At 46.5% G+C, this 19950-nt stretch carries 19 protein-coding genes; 14 read left to right on the top strand and 5 right to left on the bottom strand.

Annotation, left to right across the window (positions count from 1 at the left end):
- The first annotated feature begins 23 nt into the window (after window positions 1-23).
- Together R7P74_RS10240 and R7P74_RS10235 are read left to right on the top strand one after the other, a co-directional pair.
- On the top strand, window positions 24-1040 hold the full coding sequence (locus R7P74_RS10240; protein WP_005374772.1) for a nuclear transport factor 2 family protein: 1017 nt from the start codon (window positions 24-26) through the stop codon (window positions 1038-1040).
- 177 nt (window positions 1041-1217) lie between these two features.
- Window positions 1218-2303, top strand: a complete 1086-nt coding sequence (locus R7P74_RS10235) for a porin (protein ID WP_009706550.1) — start codon at window positions 1218-1220, stop codon at window positions 2301-2303.
- A 69-nt stretch (window positions 2304-2372) separates the two neighbouring features.
- On the opposite strand, the gene R7P74_RS10230 is transcribed toward R7P74_RS10235, so the two are convergent.
- The 4 genes from R7P74_RS10230 to hisD form a co-directional block, all read right to left on the bottom strand.
- A complete protein-coding gene (locus R7P74_RS10230; RefSeq protein WP_206970582.1) occupies window positions 2373-3086 on the bottom strand; it encodes an alpha/beta fold hydrolase in 714 nt (237 codons plus the stop codon).
- 1 nt (window position 3087) lies between these two features.
- Window positions 3088-4092: a cupin gene (locus R7P74_RS10225; protein WP_005374765.1), complete on the bottom strand. Its 1005-nt coding sequence runs from the start codon at window positions 4090-4092 to the stop codon at window positions 3088-3090.
- Window positions 4093-4175: 83 nt separating this feature from the next.
- Window positions 4176-4910, bottom strand: a complete 735-nt coding sequence (locus tag R7P74_RS10220; protein WP_025768659.1) for an SDR family NAD(P)-dependent oxidoreductase — start codon at window positions 4908-4910, stop codon at window positions 4176-4178.
- A gap of 1 nt (window position 4911) precedes the next feature.
- Window positions 4912-6204: a histidinol dehydrogenase gene (hisD, locus tag R7P74_RS10215; protein WP_318122829.1), complete on the bottom strand. Its 1293-nt coding sequence runs from the start codon at window positions 6202-6204 to the stop codon at window positions 4912-4914.
- A 289-nt stretch (window positions 6205-6493) separates the two neighbouring features.
- On the opposite strand from hisD, the gene R7P74_RS10210 reads away from it, so the two are divergent.
- The 12 genes from R7P74_RS10210 to R7P74_RS10155 all read left to right on the top strand — a co-directional run bounded on the left by R7P74_RS10210 (window position 6494) and on the right by R7P74_RS10155 (window position 19703).
- Window positions 6494-7243 (top strand): HpcH/HpaI aldolase family protein, encoded by a 750-nt coding sequence (locus R7P74_RS10210; protein WP_005374748.1) that lies wholly within the window; start codon window positions 6494-6496, stop codon window positions 7241-7243.
- A gap of 150 nt (window positions 7244-7393) precedes the next feature.
- The gene (locus R7P74_RS10205; protein WP_025768661.1) at window positions 7394-8350 is read left to right on the top strand and encodes a LacI family DNA-binding transcriptional regulator; all 957 of its coding nucleotides are present in this window, start codon (window positions 7394-7396) and stop codon (window positions 8348-8350) included.
- Window positions 8351-8618: 268 nt separating this feature from the next.
- Window positions 8619-9614: a TRAP transporter substrate-binding protein gene (locus tag R7P74_RS10200; RefSeq protein ID WP_137282979.1), complete on the top strand. Its 996-nt coding sequence runs from the start codon at window positions 8619-8621 to the stop codon at window positions 9612-9614.
- Between the two features lie 58 nt (window positions 9615-9672).
- Entirely contained in the window at window positions 9673-10236 is a 564-nt protein-coding gene (locus tag R7P74_RS10195) for a TRAP transporter small permease (protein WP_025768663.1), read from the top strand.
- Window positions 10233-11513, top strand: a complete 1281-nt coding sequence (locus R7P74_RS10190; protein WP_225473771.1) for a TRAP transporter large permease — start codon at window positions 10233-10235, stop codon at window positions 11511-11513. Before R7P74_RS10195 ends, R7P74_RS10190 begins: the two co-directional genes overlap by 4 nt.
- 525 nt (window positions 11514-12038) lie before the next feature.
- Entirely contained in the window at window positions 12039-13013 is a 975-nt protein-coding gene (locus R7P74_RS10185; protein WP_017820104.1) for a nuclear transport factor 2 family protein, read from the top strand.
- Between the two features lie 49 nt (window positions 13014-13062).
- Complete coding sequence (locus R7P74_RS10180; protein ID WP_256901191.1) at window positions 13063-14058, top strand: nuclear transport factor 2 family protein; 996 nt, start codon at window positions 13063-13065, stop codon at window positions 14056-14058.
- On the top strand, window positions 14051-15784 hold the full coding sequence (locus tag R7P74_RS10175) for a sodium:solute symporter family transporter (protein ID WP_005374733.1): 1734 nt from the start codon (window positions 14051-14053) through the stop codon (window positions 15782-15784). Before R7P74_RS10180 ends, R7P74_RS10175 begins: the two co-directional genes overlap by 8 nt.
- Window positions 15785-16001: 217 nt before the next feature.
- Window positions 16002-17009, top strand: a complete 1008-nt coding sequence (locus tag R7P74_RS10170) for a LacI family DNA-binding transcriptional regulator (RefSeq protein ID WP_017820101.1) — start codon at window positions 16002-16004, stop codon at window positions 17007-17009.
- Between the two features lie 146 nt (window positions 17010-17155).
- Complete coding sequence (locus R7P74_RS10165) at window positions 17156-17800, top strand: recombinase family protein (RefSeq protein WP_171344786.1); 645 nt, start codon at window positions 17156-17158, stop codon at window positions 17798-17800.
- Window positions 17797-18981 (top strand): multidrug effflux MFS transporter, encoded by a 1185-nt coding sequence (locus tag R7P74_RS10160; RefSeq protein ID WP_025768669.1) that lies wholly within the window; start codon window positions 17797-17799, stop codon window positions 18979-18981. Before R7P74_RS10165 ends, R7P74_RS10160 begins: the two co-directional genes overlap by 4 nt.
- Window positions 18982-19058: 77 nt before the next feature.
- Window positions 19059-19703 carry an START domain-containing protein gene (locus tag R7P74_RS10155; RefSeq protein ID WP_318122828.1) on the top strand — a complete coding sequence of 215 codons (645 nt, stop codon included), beginning with the start codon at window positions 19059-19061 and terminating at the stop codon, window positions 19701-19703.
- 102 nt (window positions 19704-19805) lie between these two features.
- Here R7P74_RS10155 and R7P74_RS10150 read toward each other — a convergent pair.
- A partial coding sequence (locus tag R7P74_RS10150) for a transposase (RefSeq protein WP_191116411.1) occupies window positions 19806-19950 on the bottom strand: 145 nt, incomplete at its 5' end.

The following is a 19950-nucleotide window of genomic DNA, read 5'->3' as shown; positions in this document are numbered from 1 at the left end:
GACAGCAAATAAGAGAGTTTATTATGTCTAAATATCAAGAAGCGAAACGCGTTGTACGTGAATACTTCAGCGCAATGGAAAACGCAACTCACGAGAACGTGGCAGAAGTACTAAAAGCACACACTTCAGAAGATTACCTATGGCGTGGTGTTTACCCATTCCGTGAACAACAAGGCGCTCAAGCAGCGGCTGACGTTTTCTGGGCTCCTTTGATGAAATCAATGACTCGCATGCAGCGTCGTCAAGACATCTTCATCGGTGGTGAGAACGAAGTAACATCAGGTGAAATCTGGGTAATGAGCATGGGTCACTTCATGGGTCTATTCGACGCTGAATACCTAGGCATGCGCCCAACTGGCAAAATCATGAACATCCGTTACGCAGAATTTAACTGTGTTGAAAACGGCAAGATCACTAAGACTGGCCTATTCCTAGACCTTCTAGGCGCGATGGACCAAGCGGGTTGTTACCCACTACCACCATCAACAGGTAAGCACTTCGTATACCCTGGTCCTCGTAACCACGACGGTCTACTGTTCGAAGACGCAGCACCAGAAGAAGGCGTAGCAACACTAGCACTAGTGAACAAGATGGTTGATGACTTATCTGCACTAAACGACAGCGGCGCTATGGGTTGCCCACCAGAAGTTCTTGAGAAGAGCTGGTCTAAAGACATGATCTGGTACGGTCCATGTGGTATCGGTGCGTCTTACACAATTCCTCGTTACCAACAGCAGCACCAATTGCCGTTCCGTAACAACCTGAAAGACAAGAAGTTTAACGGCCACGTATGTCGTTTCGCAGAAGGTAACTTCTCTTGTTTCTTCGGCTGGCCAAACCTATCTAACACGCCAATCGGTGGTTTCCTAGGTATGACAGGTGGTGAAGTACGTGCAGACATGCAAGTGGTTGACGTTTACTACCGTGACGGCGACAAGCTATCTGAGAACTGGGTACTGATCGACCTTCCTTACTGGCTAAAACAGCAAGGTCTAGACGTGTTCGAGCGTACTCAACAGATCCTAAACCCTTCTCTATAAGAAGTCCTAGGGGCGGATTGTCAACCCGCCTTTATGTTGCCTGAATCCCCTCTCGGTTCAGGTGACATGCTCCCAACTCGTGCCTCAAGGATGGGGCACAACCTCAAGATAGAACCCTTATTCAAAACGGGCATGAACGCACGGTGGCTTTCTGCGCCCTGAATAATGAGATTGATGATGAAAAAGTCGACCCTTTCTGCAGTGATTTTAGCAGCGCTTACTTCTAGCTCAGCCTTTGCTGCACACACTTTTGTTAATGACGCTGGCGACAGCCTAACCATCGATGGCCGTTTCGATCTTCGCTACCAAGACCGTGGCGGTGATGACAACGGCGAATGGAACAGCGGCAGCTCACGTTTCGGTTTGAAAGGCCAAATGGGTCTGGATAACGGCTGGACTGGTTTCGGTCACGCGGAATGGGGCTACAACTCTGGCGCGAACGGCGACAACATTTACGACCGCTTGCTATACGCAGGTGTTGATCACGAAAAATACGGCAAGATTGCTGCGGGTACTAAGCAGTGGTCTACCTTCTACGACGTAGCATGGTACACCGATTTAGGTCGTGTATTCGGTACTCGTGGCTCAGGTGTTTACAACCTAGCTGACTGGGGTATCGCATCCGGTGCTGGTCGTGCAGAAAACTCAATTACGTACCGTAATTCAATCAATGAAAAAGTGAGCTACGGCTTTACTTACCAAACCACGCGTGAAGATGTTGCTCTAGCAGGCAATGCGACAGCCTCACTGAAAAACGGCATGGGTGCGTCGATCACTTACAAACCCGTTGATGGCGTAACACTGGGTGCGGCTTACCATCAAAATGAAGTTGCTGATTTAGACGCAAGCGTGGTTGGCGTAGAAAACGGCGACAACATGCGCATCATGCTATTGGGCGCAAACTACAGCAACGGTGGCTTCTACGCAGGTGCGACTTTCCACGTTGGCGAAAACTGGGAAGCAGTGAGCCAAGGCGGTACGGACGTAATGTTCGATACCCTAGGTGGCGAAATCTACACTTACTACCACTTCGATAACGGCCTACGCCCAACGTTGAACTACAACTACATGGAAGATCGCGGTGACGAGACACAAGGCTACGAGCGTAACTTGCTGATTCCTGGTCTTGAATACCACTTCCAGAAGAACAAATTCCTAGTTTGGACTGAATACCAGTTCGACCTAGGTAAAGATCAGTACGATGGCAGCAAATTCGAAAACCGTGATGATCAATTCGCGGCAGGTATTCGCTACTACTTCTGATAATACTCATCGCTCACCACCTATACCCAAGTAACCTTAAGGTGGTGAGTGATGAAGTTCTTATCAACACTAAGCAAAGTTATCTTGAAGCCAAGTAGTCATCACTTCACTAATAATTAAAGGCTGCTCAAGCGTAGATAGATGCCCACACTCAGGGATAACATGAAGCGTGACGTTTGGCATGCATCGCTCCATAAGCAGATGATTGTCTAGCGGACAAAGCTTATCTTCTTTACCTGTTATCACCAACGTAGGAGCTTGAATGTCCGCCAATAAAGGTCGAGCATCCGGGCGAGTTGCTAACGCTTTAGCATGTGCTTCAAATGCCTCCAAACCTACATTGACCGCCATGCCTTCTATACGCTCAGTTAACGCTTTGTCTTGCAAACGGCTTGGATGAATCAGCACAGGCATCAGAGTGTCAGGCGTAATGCGTTCAAACTCACCATTTAATGCCTGACTAACCAGTGCATCACGCTTTTGTGTCACCTCTGGCTTTTCATCTGCTGCATTGGTATCCATGAGGATCAAGCCTTTGACTCTGTTTGGCGCTTGACGGTACACCTCAAAGGCAAGAATCCCACCCATTGATAGGCCACCCAAGACAAACTCCTGCGGTGCGTCTTGCAACACTTTCTGCGCCAGCTGTTCCATTGACGGCAATGAGGCCAGCGTCGGGCATGAAGGCTCAACCCAACTTGGCAACGCTCGGTTGACTTCCTCAAACAATGTGCCATCACAAAGTAGTCCGGGTAGCCAAACTAACGAGGTGGGTTGCGTCATTTTATTCTCCTGCCAGCGGCTTTGGTTGATCAGACCCAAGAATGCAATACGTCAAACTATTACCACGCAAGTTCGTCAGTGAATAAGACGCACCTTCTGGAACATTCAGCACATCACCGCGCGTTAAAACAACACTCGCTTGTTCGCCTTGATGCGTGAGGACCACTTCAGTATCGCCATCAAAGTTGATAAGCACTTGTTTTTCTTCTCGGCAGTGTTGAGGAATCGAGCCACCTTCAGAAAGCTCATAAGCCATGATGCTCACTTCATCTTCACTCTTTACTTGGAAGTCATAACTCGCCAAAGGATGACCCGTTAAGGCGTATTGTTTCACGTTGCTTCCGCCGAAATCGCCTTTGATTTCACGATAATCTTTTTGCAGAGCGACAAATGGCATCATCTCTTCTGCGGTGTAGGTATCGAAGGTCGCGAGCTCTTCTTCGGTAAGCAGCGGCATCAATTCTGATTCTTGTGGCACCGGGTCGCCATTAATGGTGTCCACGAGTGTGCCATCGGCTTTGAGGTATAAACCATAACCTTGACTGTCTTTAATAACGTTTGGATGCCAAATAACGCCGCCACCTGAATCGTCGCCGCCAAGTACCGAGAACATAAAGCCGTAATCGCGGCCAACCACTTCAAATCCACGGAAGAGATTGGTTGGAATCGAGATGACGTCACCGTGAGACAACACCGCCTCATGCTCTCCATCGTTCCCCCAATAAAAACGGAACTGACCTTTGAACACCAAGAAAAGCTCAGCGGTACGATGAGAGTGCAACGAATTTTTGATGCCCGGCGGTTGGCCTGCAGCACCAATATTAAAGCCCGCCGTATCGCGAATATGAACATGCTGACGACTGCTCTCTGCCACCCCAGCACCGATAATGCAAAAGTTATCTTTGAGATCACTGCCTGGCGTGCGCGCATCAATAAACGCACTCGTACCCGGAATCAGTTCCATGTAGCGGACCAGGTTATTATTCATTTTAGATTGTAGAGTCATTGTAAATCCTTGTTGTCCTTGTTTGGACCTAGCCTTTGAATTGTTAGTTACAAACCTAAAGTTAGTTACAAACCTAAAGTGTGTTACAGACCTAAAGGTCGCCCACCATCAACCGCGATGGTATTGCCTGTCGAGAAGGTCAGAAGATCTGCAGCGGCGTACACGGCTTGAGCGACTTCTTCATCATTGGCTAAACGCTTAAGCGGTGTGGATTGTTCTTGTTGATTACGCCATGCGTCATCCAAGCCTTTGACAAACTCAGTGTCGACAAGCCCTGGAGCAACAGCCAGAACTCGAACCTCGGGAGACAGAGCGCGAGCTAAAGAACGGGTCATGTTCTCCGCGGCAGATTTACTTGCACAGTAAGCAATGTTGCTCCCCATCGCAGTCTGTGCCGCGATAGAAGTAATGTTCACCACACAACCATTGGCTTGCTTAAGCCAAGGCTCAAACGCTCGAACCATGGCAAAAGGCGCACGGACGTTCACTTGGAAAATTTGGTCAAACAGCTGGTCATCTAAACTTTGCAAATCAGAGTGCGCGACGAATTTCGTCATCCCCGCACAGTTGACCAACAAATCCAGCTTGTCGCTTATTTCACTGACTTGATGTTTAAGCTGTTCAATCGCACTAGAATCTGCCACGTTCAATTTGAATGCTAGATGCTCGTTACGTGGCAGCGAGGAAAGCACATCCTCGGCCGCTTTCTGATTACTGTTGTAAGTCAGAATTACGCGATATCCCGATTCAGCTAGCTTGCGACAAATGGCGGCACCCAGTCCGCCACTGCCGCCTGTGACTAAGGCAAGTTTCGACATATTACGCCTCTTCCACTTTGCCTTTGTAACGGCGCACACGAATATCCGCTTGCTCTTTGTGGCCAGCAAAACCTTCGAGTGCACACAAGCGAGAGCAGTACTCACCGACTTTTAGCGACGCAGCTTCCGTTACACGCTGGTAAGTACAGGTCTTGATAAATTTACCTACCCAAAGACCACCGGTGTATCGCGCCGCTTTCTTCGTTGGCAGTGTATGGTTGGTACCAATACATTTATCGCCGTAAGAAACGTTGGTTTCACGACCTAGGAACAAGGCACCGTAGTTGGTCATGTTATCTAGGAAGTATTTAGGATCTTCCGTCATCACTTGCACGTGTTCAGAAGCGATATCGTCTGCCACTTCCACCATTTCTTCGTAGCTATCACACACAATAACTTGTCCGTAATCTGCCCACGCTTTACCCGCAACTTCAGCCGTTGGGAGAATGGTTAACTGACGTTCGATCTCTTTGATGGTTTCTTGCGCAAATGTTTCGCTATTGGTCAACAATACAGCGGGAGAGTTGTAACCATGCTCAGCCTGACCAAGCAAGTCTGCCGCAGCCAATTCCGGGTCACAGCCTTTCTCATCAGCAATGACCAAGGTTTCCGTTGGCCCTGCAAACAAATCGATACCGACGCGACCAAACAACTGACGTTTTGCCTCTGCCACAAATGCGTTACCCGGCCCTACAATCATATCGACCGGTGCAATAGTCTCCGTCCCCAGAGCCATTGCACCTACCGCCTGAACACCACCGAAGCAATAGATTTCATCCGCACCCGCCATTGCCATCGCAGCGACAATCGCCACATTCGGCTGGCCATTAAACGGTGGTGCACAAGCAATAACACGTTTTACGCCCGCGACTTTCGCCGTCAGTACACTCATGTGAGCGGATGCAACCAATGGGTATTTACCGCCAGGGATGTAACAACCCACGCTGTTGACTGGAATATTTTTATGCCCCAGTACCACACCAGGCATGGTTTCTACTTCGACGTCTTTCATTGAGTCACGTTGAATTTGAGCAAATTTTCGAACTTGTTGCTGAGCGAACTCGATATCATGACGAGTCGATTCATCAAGCGCATCCACACAGGCTTGGATTTGCTCTTCTGACAGGCGGAATTGCTCCGGCGACCAGTTATCAAACTTTTCAGACAACTCACGTACAGCGCTATCACCTTTCGATTCAATATCAGCAAGAATGTTTTCAACAATCTGACGCACTTTTGCGTCGTTTGATGCTGATGCTTCTTCAGTGATTCCGTTTTTTAAAATGCGTGCCATTGGGTTTCTCCTTGAACATTGAGGCTGACGAACGGTTATTTTTATGCGTTTGGATACGAATGCAAAATCAGATTAAACACTTAATTAACATTTGACAAGTTAAGTCAACAAACCACAAAAATAATCCTTAAGCCTTTGTATTGATTAATTTAAACAAATAAAATCAAGTAATAAGCACCTTGATTGAGTTTAATTTTTAATCAAAAATGAGTTTTAGATCACATCATTTTTACTCATCATTTATATTTCTACATGTTAGTTTTTGCATACCTTTGCAAAGGAGAGAATTATGAGCAATTTTAAGCAACGTCTGACTAAAGAAACGCTATTAGGTACATTTGTTAAAACCCCTCATCCTCACATTATCGAGGTATTGGCACTGGCAGAGTTGCCTTTTGTGGTACTGGATGCAGAGCACGCACCTTTCGATCGTTCCTCGCTTGATCTGTGCATCATGGCGGCCAGAGCGAATGACCTCGCGTGCGTGGTACGAGTACAAGACAGCGCTCCTTCAACCATTTTGAACGCGCTTGACTGTGGCGCGGCGGGTGTACAAATTCCCCATGTTTGTACTGCTGAGCAAGCGACGCAACTGGCGAAAATCTGCCATTACGGAGAAGGTGGCCGAGGGTATGCTGGTTCCAGTCGAGCAGCGCAATACGCCACTAAGCCCATGGTTGAACACTTAAAAGACAGCCGTGCGAATACGATTGTCATTGCACAAATTGAAGACCCTCAAGGGGTTGAAAATGTTGAAGCGATTGCCAATGTTGAAGGAATTGATGCGCTCTTCATTGGCCAAGTTGATCTCACTGTCGCTTATGGTGCTGATAGCGTTCATGATGAGAAAGTCGCACAAGCAAGTATGCGAGTAATCGAAGCGGCCAGAGCCGCCAATAAACCTGTTGGCATGTTTGTCGCGACGGCTCAACAAGCTCGGGAATGGCGTGAACTCGGCGTTAGCTTCTTTTGTGTTGGGTCTGAACACAAAATGATCATTGATGGCTTCAAACAAGAGAGAAATGTGATGAATTCTTGAGTTTTCTCTGATATTTACGCCTTATCAATGTAATGCTCTAGACACAGAAATCCCCTAGCCCATACACTCAGCACGTATGAGAAGGTTCAATGGCCTTAAATAAGGAGTATCACCATTAAAGCGAAAGTAACTTCGATCGACGTCGCGAAGATGCTCGGCGTCTCTCAATCGACGGTATCTAGAGCATTCAGCCCGACTGCGAGTATTAGCGAGAAGAAACGCAAAATGGTGATGGATGCCGCAGCTAAGCTCGGATACACACCGAATGCCATCGCCCGAGGTCTGATTTCGAATCGTTCAGGCTTAGTGGCGATTGCGTTAGATAGCGAATCAAACCCAATGTACGACATGCAATCTCGTGCTTTGGCTGTCGAAATTCAAAAGCGAGGCGGACAAGTTGTGCTTTGCCCTATCGACAAGGACGACCTCGATCTCGCCATTTCACGCGCCATTGAATACCAAGTGGACGGACTCGTTATCGCCACCAGCCGTTTAACCTCACGCGCGTTTGCCCAATGCGAAAAGTTTGGCGTTCATTTAAGCTTGATTAACCGCTACGCCGAGGGTATTAATGCCAATAGCTCTGGTATTGATAACCGATTGGCGGGCCAACAAGCAGCCGAGTATTTAACGCAGAAAGGCGCAAAACAGTGTGCTTATATCAGTGGCGATGCTGGCTCCATGACCAGTGAAGAGCGTTGGCTGGGTTTCTCTTCAAAATTGCAAGAACTCGGCTCCCCGTCACCAACCTTTATCCAAGCCAAGTACAGCTTTGAAGCAGGCTTAGAAGCGGCGAAAGCGATCTTGTCGCACACTAGCAAACCCGATGCAATTTTTTGTGCAAACGACATCCTCGCCATGGGTGTGATGGATGGCTTGCGACAAGCCGGAGCAAAGATCCCCCAAGACTTCTCTGTGATGGGTGTAGATAACATTCCGATGTCTGCATGGCCGAGCTATGATTTGACCACCATTGCTCAACCAGTCGACAAAATTGTTAAACGAGCGGTTGAAGACTTGATGAATCGAATCAACGGCAACCTGGATGCAACTGGCGAATACCTTTTCGAGCAAGGCACCTTGATCGAACGTAGTAGCACCATTTAATAAATCCATTTTTATTCATTCTTCATAAAACAAAATGCCTTGCTTTCGAGTAAGGCATTTTCTGTGATCACGATTAAATTTTCACCAATCGTTATTTAATACCTCATCAATTCATCAATCTTGTTATTGACTTGTTACTTTAATGTTTTATTTTGGATTCGTATGCAAAATGGATATGAATTGCTCAACTAATTTATAAAAACATAAAAAGTTGTGTGACTTGCCAACGAATGCCCATGGCATGTCATACCAGAAACAAGGAAGAACGATGAAGAAAGCAATCCTTACTTCACTTACCGCACTGGGGCTTGCATTTAGCAGTATGAATACGTTTGCAACCAGTGTTATTCGTCTTGCTCATGACAGTCAAGAAACCTCTCCCGTACACAAAGCAATGCTCTATTTCGAACAAGAAGTGGAAGCTCGCTCAAACGGTGAGATAGAAGTTGAAATCTATCCGGCAAGACAACTAGGCGATGTGCGTGAGACGACTGAACTCGTACAGCAAGGCAACTTACAAATGACGTTTGGTGCGTCAGTTTTACTCTCTCCCTACGTCCCAGAGTTTAACGTGCTCGACGTGTTCTACCTTTTTGATAGCGAAGAGCAAGCACACAAAGCGCTCGACAGTGAGAAGATCGGACAACCATTGTTGAATGCTATGGAATCAAAAGGCTTTCATGGACTTGGCTTTATGGAGGTCGGCTTTCGTAGCGTGACCAACAACAAACAGCCAGTTGATAGTATTGAGGACCTGAAAGGGCTAAAGATTCGCTCGGCATCTAACCCCACTCAAATAAGCGCTTGGAAATCTATTGGTACTGCGCCAACACCTCTGTCTTGGGGAGAAATTTTCACCTCGTTACAACAAGGCCTGATTAACGCTCAAGAAAGTGCTATCTACTCTATTTATGCCGAACGTTTTTACGAGGCACAAAAGTATCTCTCTTTAACTAACCATATATACACCAACTACGTGTTGTTCATGAACAAATCGTTTTGGGATTCACTGCCGGCCGCACAACAAGCGCTGATCAGTGAAGTAAGCAAAGAAACCATCGCAAAACAGCGTGAGCTCGCCGCGCAGCAAAACCGAGAAGTAATCAAAGAGCTCGAAGCAAAAGGCATGACGGTTAACATCGTCCCAGACGAGGTACGCAGCATCATGAAAGAGAAAATGAATGCGGCCGTGTACCAGGACTTGCGCAGTAAAACGGGTAAAGACTTGTTTGACAACGTGATGGCCGAGATAGAACGCCTATAACTCCCACTCTTTTGCACGATCTGGCAACAGGTCGTGCTTTCTCGTTTTGGAGGTGAACATGAAGTGGTTTCGCTTACTAGACAAATACCTAGAACCAACCCTTATCGTTATCGCGATCTCAACGATGACAACTTTACTGTGCTTGCAAATCGCCCTACGCCTGTTCGATGCAACGATCGCGTGGGCTGAAGAGCTGGCTCGTTATTTATTCGTATGGGCGATGTACCTGAGCATCAGCTACTGTATCCGAGATGATCGACACATCCGCATTCGTGTGTTCATCGATAAACTTCCGGGCAATTGGACGCAATTCAGTTTGATTGTCTCTGATCTTATCTACCTTGCCTTTAGTGCAACTGTCGCCTGGTTTGGATTTAAGGTTATAAACCGCAGCCTGCAACTCGGTCAGATTGCACCCGCAATGGAAATTCCTATTGCGTGTTTGTATGCCTCTGTTTTAGTTTGCGCACTATTAAGCTGCGCGCGCCTAGTGACAAGCATTTATCAACGTGTGAACGCGTGCTCCACCAGCAATGAACGAGTTCGCTTTTCTCGCCAACGCTATCGCCATATCAAAGCAAAGTATCGTACTTCTAACCGACTATTGGAGTTTAACGCATGACGTCTGCACTTTTGTTTGGCAGCTTTGGTCTGCTTCTGCTCATTGGCGTTCCGGTCGGTATTGCTCTGGCGGCAGCCAGTATGGTCGCGATATTAAGCCTGCCATTCCTTAACATCGAGTTTTTAGTACAAGGCTTGGTGACAGGGCTCGACTCCTTCCCTCTCCTCGCCGTCGTTCTTTTTACCTTAGCAGGTAACCTTATGAGCCAAGGAGGGATCTCAAAACGATTATTGCATGTGGCGGAGGTCTTCTTTGGCCACTTTACTGGCGGGCTTGGTATCGTGGCCATTGTGGCGTGTATGTTCTTCGCATCCATCTCTGGTACAGGGTCTGCCACTGTTGCCGCTATCGGCCTGACGATGATTCCTTCGATGGTGAAGAAAGGCTACGACCGCAGCTTTGCAGGTGCTTTAATCGCGTCCTCCGGCGGAATTGGCGTCATTATTCCACCCTCTGTGGTGATGATCGTCTACGCGATCACAGCTGAAGTCTCGGTAACTAAAATGTTCATGGCAGGCATCATTCCTGGCTTGGTCGTCGGTATGGTATTGATCGGCTATTGTCTAATTGTGTCAAAAATGCGGGGCTACACAGGTAACGAACGCAAAGCCACTTGGTCAGAGCGTCTTGATGCACTAAAAGAAGCCAGTTGGGCAATGCTACTACCCGTAATCATTCTCGGCGGTATCTATTCCGGTATCTTCACGCCTACCGAATCCGCAGCGATTGGCGTGCTCTATGGCTTATTCTTTGGCATGTTTGTTTATAAAGAGCTCAAACCAGCGCAAGTTGTGAAAATCATTCTAGAGTCGTCACTGTTAGTTGGCGCAGTGCTCGTCATTGTGGGTGCGTCCGTGACGTTTGGCCGCATATTGACGCTAGAGCGTCTGCCGACTGAGATCGCTCAGTTCATTCTATCGATTACCGAAAACAAACTTCTGATACTGCTTTGCATCAATGTCCTGTTGTTGCTCGTCGGTACCTTTATGGAAACGCTGGCAGCGATTGTTATTCTCACACCAATTCTGTTACCCATTACGTCAGCACTCGGCATGGACCCAGTTCATTTTGGTATCGTGATGATCGTGAACTTAGCCATTGGCTTTGTTACGCCTCCTCTGGGTGCCAACCTGTTTATGGCAAGTCAGGTAGGCAAAGTACCGATAGAGTCGCTCTCTAAAGCCATCATGGGTTGGATTGGTGCAATGATAGTGGCCTTGATGTTGATTACCTTCATCCCTGCCATCTCGCTATCGTTACCTGCGCTTTTATCCTGATCGTTGCACTCATAGAGCGCTTATGACTGTTATAGCCACTAGATAAACACCTTTCTAGTGGCTTATTCGTTATCTACTTCCGATTTAATAAAAAAGCCTTTAAGCATTCGTATGCAAAAGGAAAATTTGAAAGATATAAGGATAATTGACACCAAAATAGCTGAATATTAGCGATAAAGTCTATTTGGGTGCCTTGATCTGCATGATTATCAGTTTTGGCTTAATCATTTGTTTCCATTCAAACAGATCAAAATAAATTAAGCGATTAAAAAAACAATAAGATATTATGAAATTCATACAAAAAACTTTGACCTCCTTTCTTATTAACACGTCTCGATAAGAGATAGCTTCCATCTCTCCTGTACTTTTTTAGTTTATTTTCCGCTCAATTGTTAAAAACCTGATCATCAGCACGCTATTTAAACAATCGAAAAACAATCCGTTGACAAAATGGCAACATGATATATTTTGAATACGTAATCAAAACATAATTCAAACATAATTATTCAATTACGGAGGTGATTTATGGCCATGGTTGGCTTCGATGAAAAGTGGCGTGATTTTCCCGACTACATTCTTGGTATCACAAAAGAGATTTGGGAAGACCGAGGTTTAAACACCTTAGAACACTACTACTCTCCCGACATTGTTGTGCGTACTCCACTCTCTATCGTTCAAGGAAACGAAGGGGTGATCAGTGCAACAATGGCGACACTGGCCGAGTTTCCCGATCGCACGCTATATGGCGAAGACGTCATTTGGTCAGGCACCCCGGAACAAGGCATGCTTTCTTCTCATCGAATCATCTCTACTGCAACACACAGTGGCAACGGCTTCTACGGGCAAGCCTCGAACCGCAAACTTCGTTTCCGTATTATCGCAGATTGCCACGCTATCAATAACCAAATCAATGACGAATGGTTGGTTCGCGATCAAGCCGATATCGCGAAGCAACTGGGCATGACGTCAGAAGAGTTTGCACGCCAACAAATCGAATTTGAAGGTGGCGTGGAATCAAGCCCATTTCCGTTCACACCTGAAGTCGACATTCCTGGACCTTATTTGGGCGTAGGCAACGACAACGAATATGGTCAGCGATACGAAGCAATTCTCAGAAGCCTTATGAATGCCGAGTTCTCAATAGTACCGAAAGAGTACGACCGCGCTTGCATCGGCGAATACACTGGCGGTCAAACTGCCCTATCACACTCGGAAGTCGATCATTTTTGGATGGCACTTCGTGCGTCTTTCCCAAATGCTCAATTTACCGTTCACCATCGTATTGGCCGAGATGACGACATGATGTCACCACGCGCGGCAATTCGATGGTCTTTGCACGGTAAGCATGAGGGATATGGGATGTTTGGTAAGCCTTCAGGAAAAGAGGTTTACATCATGGGGATCAGCCACGCTGAGTTTGGCCCTTGGGGTCTTCGTCGCGAATTCACTTTGTTTGACGAGACCGCAATCTGGAAGCAAATCCTGCTTCAGCAAGGCTAACGGCTGACTAAACACTATTTATTAAAATCACAGACAGTAAGGAAGCAACATGTCACTCAACATCATCGAACAGTTCTACCAGAACTACTTCAAAGCCGCAGACATCGAGCAAAAACAGGCCGCTCTGCAAACTTTGAACCCTGACGTAAAATGGTGCGTGGCGCACCCTGTGAACGATCTTAATGGCCCAGATGCAACCCACGAATCTTTCCTCTCACCACTTGTTAATGCTTTGCCTGACGCCGAGCGCCGACCAATAATTGTTATGCACGGCGAATACGAAGGCCGCACTTGGTACAACTCTACCGGCTACTTTATCGGTACATTTGAACAACCACTGTTTGGCATCCCAGCAACAGGGAAAACACTCTACTTGCGTTACACCGAAATGGTGTGTGTGGAGAACGACCAAATCACCGAATCTTACATGATCCCAGACTTCATCGACGCGATGAATCAAGCAGGCTGCAACCCTCTTCGTAAAAGCTTAGGTCACGATGGCTTGGTTCCTTCTCCTGCAACTTCTAACGGTATTCAACAATCTGTTGTGTCTTTGGAAGAAAGTGAAAAGAGCGCCCAGCTGGTTGAAGATATGCTGTCTTGCTTGGGTCGTTTTGATGGCAAAGATCTTTTCTCGATGGATTTAGAAAACTACTGGCACAATGACTTCATGTGGTACGGCCCTGCTGGTATTGGTACTACGCGCGGTATCAAAGGTTTCCGTAACCACCATCAAGCGCCATTTGTGTTTGCGTTCCCAGATCGAAGTGTCGATATTGAGGTCAATTTTTTGGCCAAAAATGACTACGTATCCACAGGTGGTTGGCCACATATGCATGGTTCTCACACTGGTCACAGTGGCTGGCTCGGTCTTGCCCCAACCGGAAAACACATCGAACTTCGCGTTATGGACATTTGGCGACGCGAAGGCGATTTACTGAAGGAAAACTGGGTGGCGATCGACATCGTTCATATCCTGCTGCAACTTGGCTATGACGTGTTTGCACAAATGAAAGAACAGTTAGAAGGACCTAATTATGCATGAGTTTGGCGCACTTAACTGGAGCATCCTTGGGGGATACATCGCCCTAACGCTAGTACTGGGTGCGGTGATTGGTAAGCGAGTCACTTCAGCTAGCCAATTCGCTTTGGGTGATAAGAGCATCCCTTGGTGGGCGATCGGTATTTCTGTCGTTTGTACTTACGTGAGTGCCATGTCTTTCCTTGGTGGGCCAGCTTGGTCTTACAAAGAAGGCCTGTCGGTTATCGCGATTCACCTCAATTATCCGCTGGTGATCTTCTTCATCGTGGCTGTGTTTATGCCGTTTTTCTACAACAACGGTTTAACCTCCATCTACGAGTATCAAGAACGACGCTTCGGTAAGGCTTCACGACTGACTTTGTCGTTTATCTTCCTTATCAAACAAGCATTGAGCTCGGCAGCCGTACTCTACGCGACAGCAATGATTTTAGAGTTCATTACTGGTATCGACGTGATGTACTGCATCATGATCGTCACTGCAATTGCCCTTATCTACACCGTAATGGGCGGTATCGCGGCTGTCATTTGGACCGATGTGATTCAAGCAGTAATCTTATTTATTGGCGCATTCATCATCATTGAAGCCGTTTGGAATGGCATGCCTGCTCCAATGACGGAGGTCATGGCAGAGCTCAAAGCGAAAGGAATGACCGATGCCCTACAAACAAGTTTTGACCTAAGCCAAGTAACGACTGTATGGGCCGGCGTTATCGCAATGACGATGTTCCACACCACCGTGTATGGCGGTAACCAGATGATGGTACAACGTTGTATGGCCGCGAAAAACATGGGCGATGCGAAAAAGGCAATGTTGATGATGGGCTACGTGGCCTTCTTTATTTACTTTGTCTTTATCTTGCTTGGCGTCCTGTTCAACGCTTATTACGACGGTAAAGAGTTTGAAAACGGCAACACCATCATTCTTCATTATGCGAGTGAATATGGAATGCCAGGCTTGATGGGCATCATTGCCGCTGCGATTCTGGCGGCAAGTATGTCGAGTCTCGATTCCGCATTTAACTCAATGGCGACCGTTTCTGTGGCTGACTTTTACAAACGCTTCTACAAGCAAAACGAGTCGGAAGAGCATTACTTAAAGGTATCGCGTTTCTTCACGGTGGCGTGGGCGATTTTGGTCATCATTCCAGCGATCATGTTTGCCACCAGCACAGGCTCGGTACTGGAAGTGCTGAGTAAGGCAGGCTCTTACTTTGTCGGTGCGAGCTTCTGTATGTTCGTCCTTGGTTTCTACTCAAAACACATTACGGAAAAAGGCTTGTTAATTGGCGTTGCTGCTAGCTTCTTGGTGATCTGGTATGTAGCCGTTGCGACCGATATTGCGTGGCCTTGGTATTGCGTGATTGGCGTCCTTGTGAATGCCGTTGTCGCTTACATTGCTAGCCTTCTCCTGACGGGTAAACAAGATGAAATGCATCTTTACACAGTGAAAGGCCAGCAAGCGGAATATGCTCGTCTAAATAAACCAATCAAGGAAGATGGTTGGTATGTCGTTCCCGGCAAAATCGATGCTCCATGTTATGGCTTACTAGTGATGTTTGTATTCTCGATCGTGATGCTTTGGGGGATCAACGCGTTTACCGACAACGCTCCTATGCTGATTAACTTTATGCGTGGCTGCTCTATTCTTGTCGCTACCGCTTGCATCGGATACATGGGGTATTCACTCCTCTCCCCGAAACGTAAAGTTGCAGTCAAACAAGCAAATTAATGTTCTTTACGTAGATACTGTACGTCCAACAAACGGACAGTATCTACGCTCTAGATCTAGTGCTAGCTCAAAGCAAATCGAATGGGTTAACCCACATTTTGCTTTTTAACACTCCAAAGCCATTATTCTACTTAGGATACCCCGTCAGAACATTTATGAATACGTACCTATTTATGCTAGTCTTATGACCTCAATTACTGGCAACTAAGTTTTATTCATGAAATCAATTAAACACGTAGTCACATCAAAAGATGTGGCAAAGATGGCAGGCGTCTCTCAATCTACTGTATCGCGCGTGTTTGTTCCGGGTAGCTCAGTATCCGAAAAGACCAAGCAAAAAGTCTTTGAAGCGGCTAAAGCCCTTAACTACCGCCCTAACGCCTTTGCACGTAGCCTGACCACAAACGAATCGAAATTGATAGGTTTGGTGTTTCCTGATGCGGATTACCCTATCCATATGAAAACACTGCAGTTAATTTCCAGTGAGTTACAGAAAAAAGGTTATTCTGCCGTATTGATTCCATGGCAAGTGGATGAAGAAGAGGGCCACTCAATCCCAAATATCTTCCAGTATCGCGTCGATGGTGTCATTGCTGCTTCCGCAACCTTCAATAAGTCCCTTTATGAAGAATGTGAAGAGTTTAATATCCCAATTGTTCAATACGCACGAGTTGTTGAAGGTACTAGGAGTAGCTACGTTATCAGTGACAACTACGAAGCAGGCCAACAAGCCGCGCAACTTCTGCACAAAAGTGGCGTGAAGAACGCGGTTTATTTGACGGGAGAAGTGCCAACCTTTACGAATGACGAACGCCAAAGCGGCTTCTGCTCTGAATTTGAAGACCTAACCGGCAAGACGCCACGCATCATTGAAGCCAGCTATGACTACGCGAGCTCACTTGATAAAGTCCGTGCCATACTGGCAGACAAAAATCGGCCTGAAGCAGTGTTCTGTGCAACCGATAACCTTGCGATGGCGGTCATGGATATCGCCCGTATAGAATGCGGGTTGAGGATTCCTCAGGACTTACAAGTCATTGGTTTTGATAATATTCCTCAGACAGAATGGTTAAGCTATCAATTAACCACGTTCCGCCAGGATTTCCGTCGCCTCGCTCGCGAGTGCGTGAAGATCATTGTTGATCAAATTAATACGAAAAACGGCAGCCTAGTAAAAATGATGGTGCCAGTGAAGTTAATCGAGCGCCAGACAACAAAAGCTTAAATAGCTATAGCCAGCCATTCGGTTGGCTTTTTTATTTGCCTGTGACTCCCAAACGGCTCATTTAGTGTTGTAAGCATTAATGAACCCATGTATATTTATGAGCTATTACACTATATGAACCAAACAAAAAAAGGCTCATAATCCTTATGACCACGTATCTTTACACTCGTTATTCGCCAAAAAATCGAGCTTACCAAGAGCACCTTAATACTCTAAAAGCTTTTGCGCCCGAAGCTCAGCATTTTGAGGATAAGGTTCGTGGTTGCATGCCTCCAACCGAGAGAGAGGCATTCTTACGACTGCTCGATTCCGTCAGAGCTGGGGATACGATTGTGCTCTGGTGGCTGACCGCATTTGGTCGCGACTTTAGTCAAGCATTGAACACGATAAAAATGCTACTCGATAAAGGGGTAACATTGAAAACCGTATGTGAATCAATAACTTTTGAGCCAGGTTCTGTTCAAACTCAAACACTACTCACAGTGTTATCTGGATATGGGAAAGTGCAGACTGAACATCGCCTGTTTGCCGCAGAGCAAGGGCGACAGGCCATTAAAGAGCAGCCAGAATTATGGAAACAGAAGTTTCGCGGCCGCCCCGCAAACAAAACCAAACACCAACAGATCGCAACGTTACTGCTAGAAGGCTACACATTGCAAAACGTAGCAGAGCAATGCGAAGTCAGTCTATCGACTGTGAAGCGGGTCAAAGCAAAGCTAAATGAAGTGGATGACGAAGGTGGCTTAAGATCACGACGCCAAAAAAGTTGTTTGAATGGAGACCCGTCATGAGTCGCCCAATCAACTTTCATACTATACTACTCGCCTGTCTTATTATTAGCGTTGGCCAGTTGAGCATGGGGCTAGTCATGCCCTCTTTGCCATGGATAGCAAAAGACTTTTCCATCTCCCTCGACCAAGCTCAACTACTTGTGAGTATTTATTTGCTCGGCTTTGGCCCCTCTCAATTTATCTACGGGCCAGTGTCAGATGCTTTAGGACGAAAAAGAGTATTACTTACCGGTTTACTCATCGCGATGTCTGGTCTGCTGATGATTATTTTCTTCAGTGACACATTTACAGGGATGGTGATGGGGCGCTTTTTACAAGGGTTAGGTACAGGATGCTGCGCGGTACTCGCGAGAGCGTCGACTCGAGATAGATTTAGCGGGGATGAACTCCCAGTGGCAATGTCTTACATCGCCATGGCGGCTTCAATCACGCCACTTATTGCACCTGTGATTGGCGGCTTTATCAACTTCCACTTCGGTTGGAGTATGGTGTTTATTTCTCTATTGGGCTATGTCTCGCTGGCCTGGGTAATCATCGCCTTTAAGTTCACAGAAACCATCACAAAACGTTCTGTCATTCCGTCACCCCGAAAAATGTTGCTCCAATACAAGAGCTTAATTACATCTCGTTACTTTATGAGTTTCGCCAGTATCAGTTGGTTAAACTTCAGCTTAATGATTACGACAGTCTCTGTGATGCCATTTATCATGCAAGATCAAATTGGCATGACCTCCGCTCAATACGCGATGTGGGCGCTCATTCCCGCTTTGGGTATGTTATGTGGTACCACGATTTGTAACCGAGTAAGGCCAATTATTGGCAATAAAAAAATGCTGCTTTGCACCCCATTTCTTCACCTCGCTGCCGCAATATGGTTATTTTTCTGCCCTGTTGAGCCTCTATTTCTGATGCTAGGACAGCTATTAATGATCTTGGGTAATGGTATTGCCCTACCTTGTGCACAAGCGATGGTAATGCAACCTTATAAAAAGCAAGCAGGTGCCGCAGCGGCAATGTCTGGTGGTGGACAAATGGTCGTCTCCTCATTGGTCAGCTTAACTCTGGTGCAGCTTGGATTGAGTCAAGCATGGCATCTAGCGATCGTTATCGTAATATTTGCATCGCTTACCTTCACCAACATTCAACGTGGCTTCAGTGCAGAGCAACCTTCAGAACAATAACAAAAAACATACTATTGTCCTTATAGCTACAACAAATAGTATAAACTTAAATTTAGGAAAAGTTGGCGGATACTAACATGATGTTGCATTTAAGAATTGGCGCCTTAACACTCGCCACATTGATATCCGCTGGTACTGACGCGAGCGCCAACGAGAACTGGCAGTTCGAGAGTGACAAGAATGGAATCACAATTTACTCCCGAGAACATAGTGACGGTTTAGTTGAGATCCGTGCCCGGATGTTCACACCCACCAGCTATGGTGCATTTTTAACGCTACTAGAAGACAGTGACAATATCCCGAACTGGATTGACAATACCAGTCATAGCCGGGTTTTAAATCAAATATCGGCCACCGAGAACATCGTTTACACCCAGTTTAAAGCACCATGGCCTGCCAAAAATCGGGATATGGTCACCTACTCAAAGTACTGGGTCGATGAGCTGGGATTCACCATAGAAATCAAAAGCGCACCTGACTCATATCTTGCTGAACAAAATGGTTATGTTCGAATTCGCTCGGTTGATGCGACTTGGGAATTACAAAAACTCACAAACGATACAACACTCGTGGAATACAAGGCGTTTGCTGACCCCGGAGGTCTATTGCCAAACTGGCTGATCAACAAACTTTCAAAAGAAAGTGCATGGGCGACATTTAGTAATTTAAGAAAAGAGTTACCTGAATATCAGCAATACTCTCATCCTCAAATAGATGAGTAAGCGTCGCTCTTCCCACTCGCTTTTTAATACGGTACATAATAGTAAATTACCACCTTCTAAAGAAGGTGGCTTTGTGTGAGCCCCCTAAAAGGGGGCCTTTGTTTAGTCCAGCGCCAATTGCTGCTGCTCTACTCGCTCTTGCTTCTCTTGATGTCTTACATATCGGCGTATTATTTCTTCATTGATTCCAACACTATCGACAAAATAGCCTCTTTGCCAAAAGTGATTACCCCAAAGCCTGTTCTTC

Source organism: Vibrio sp. 2033, from assembly GCF_033339735.1.
This window is presented reverse-complemented; position numbering and strand designations above follow the sequence as displayed.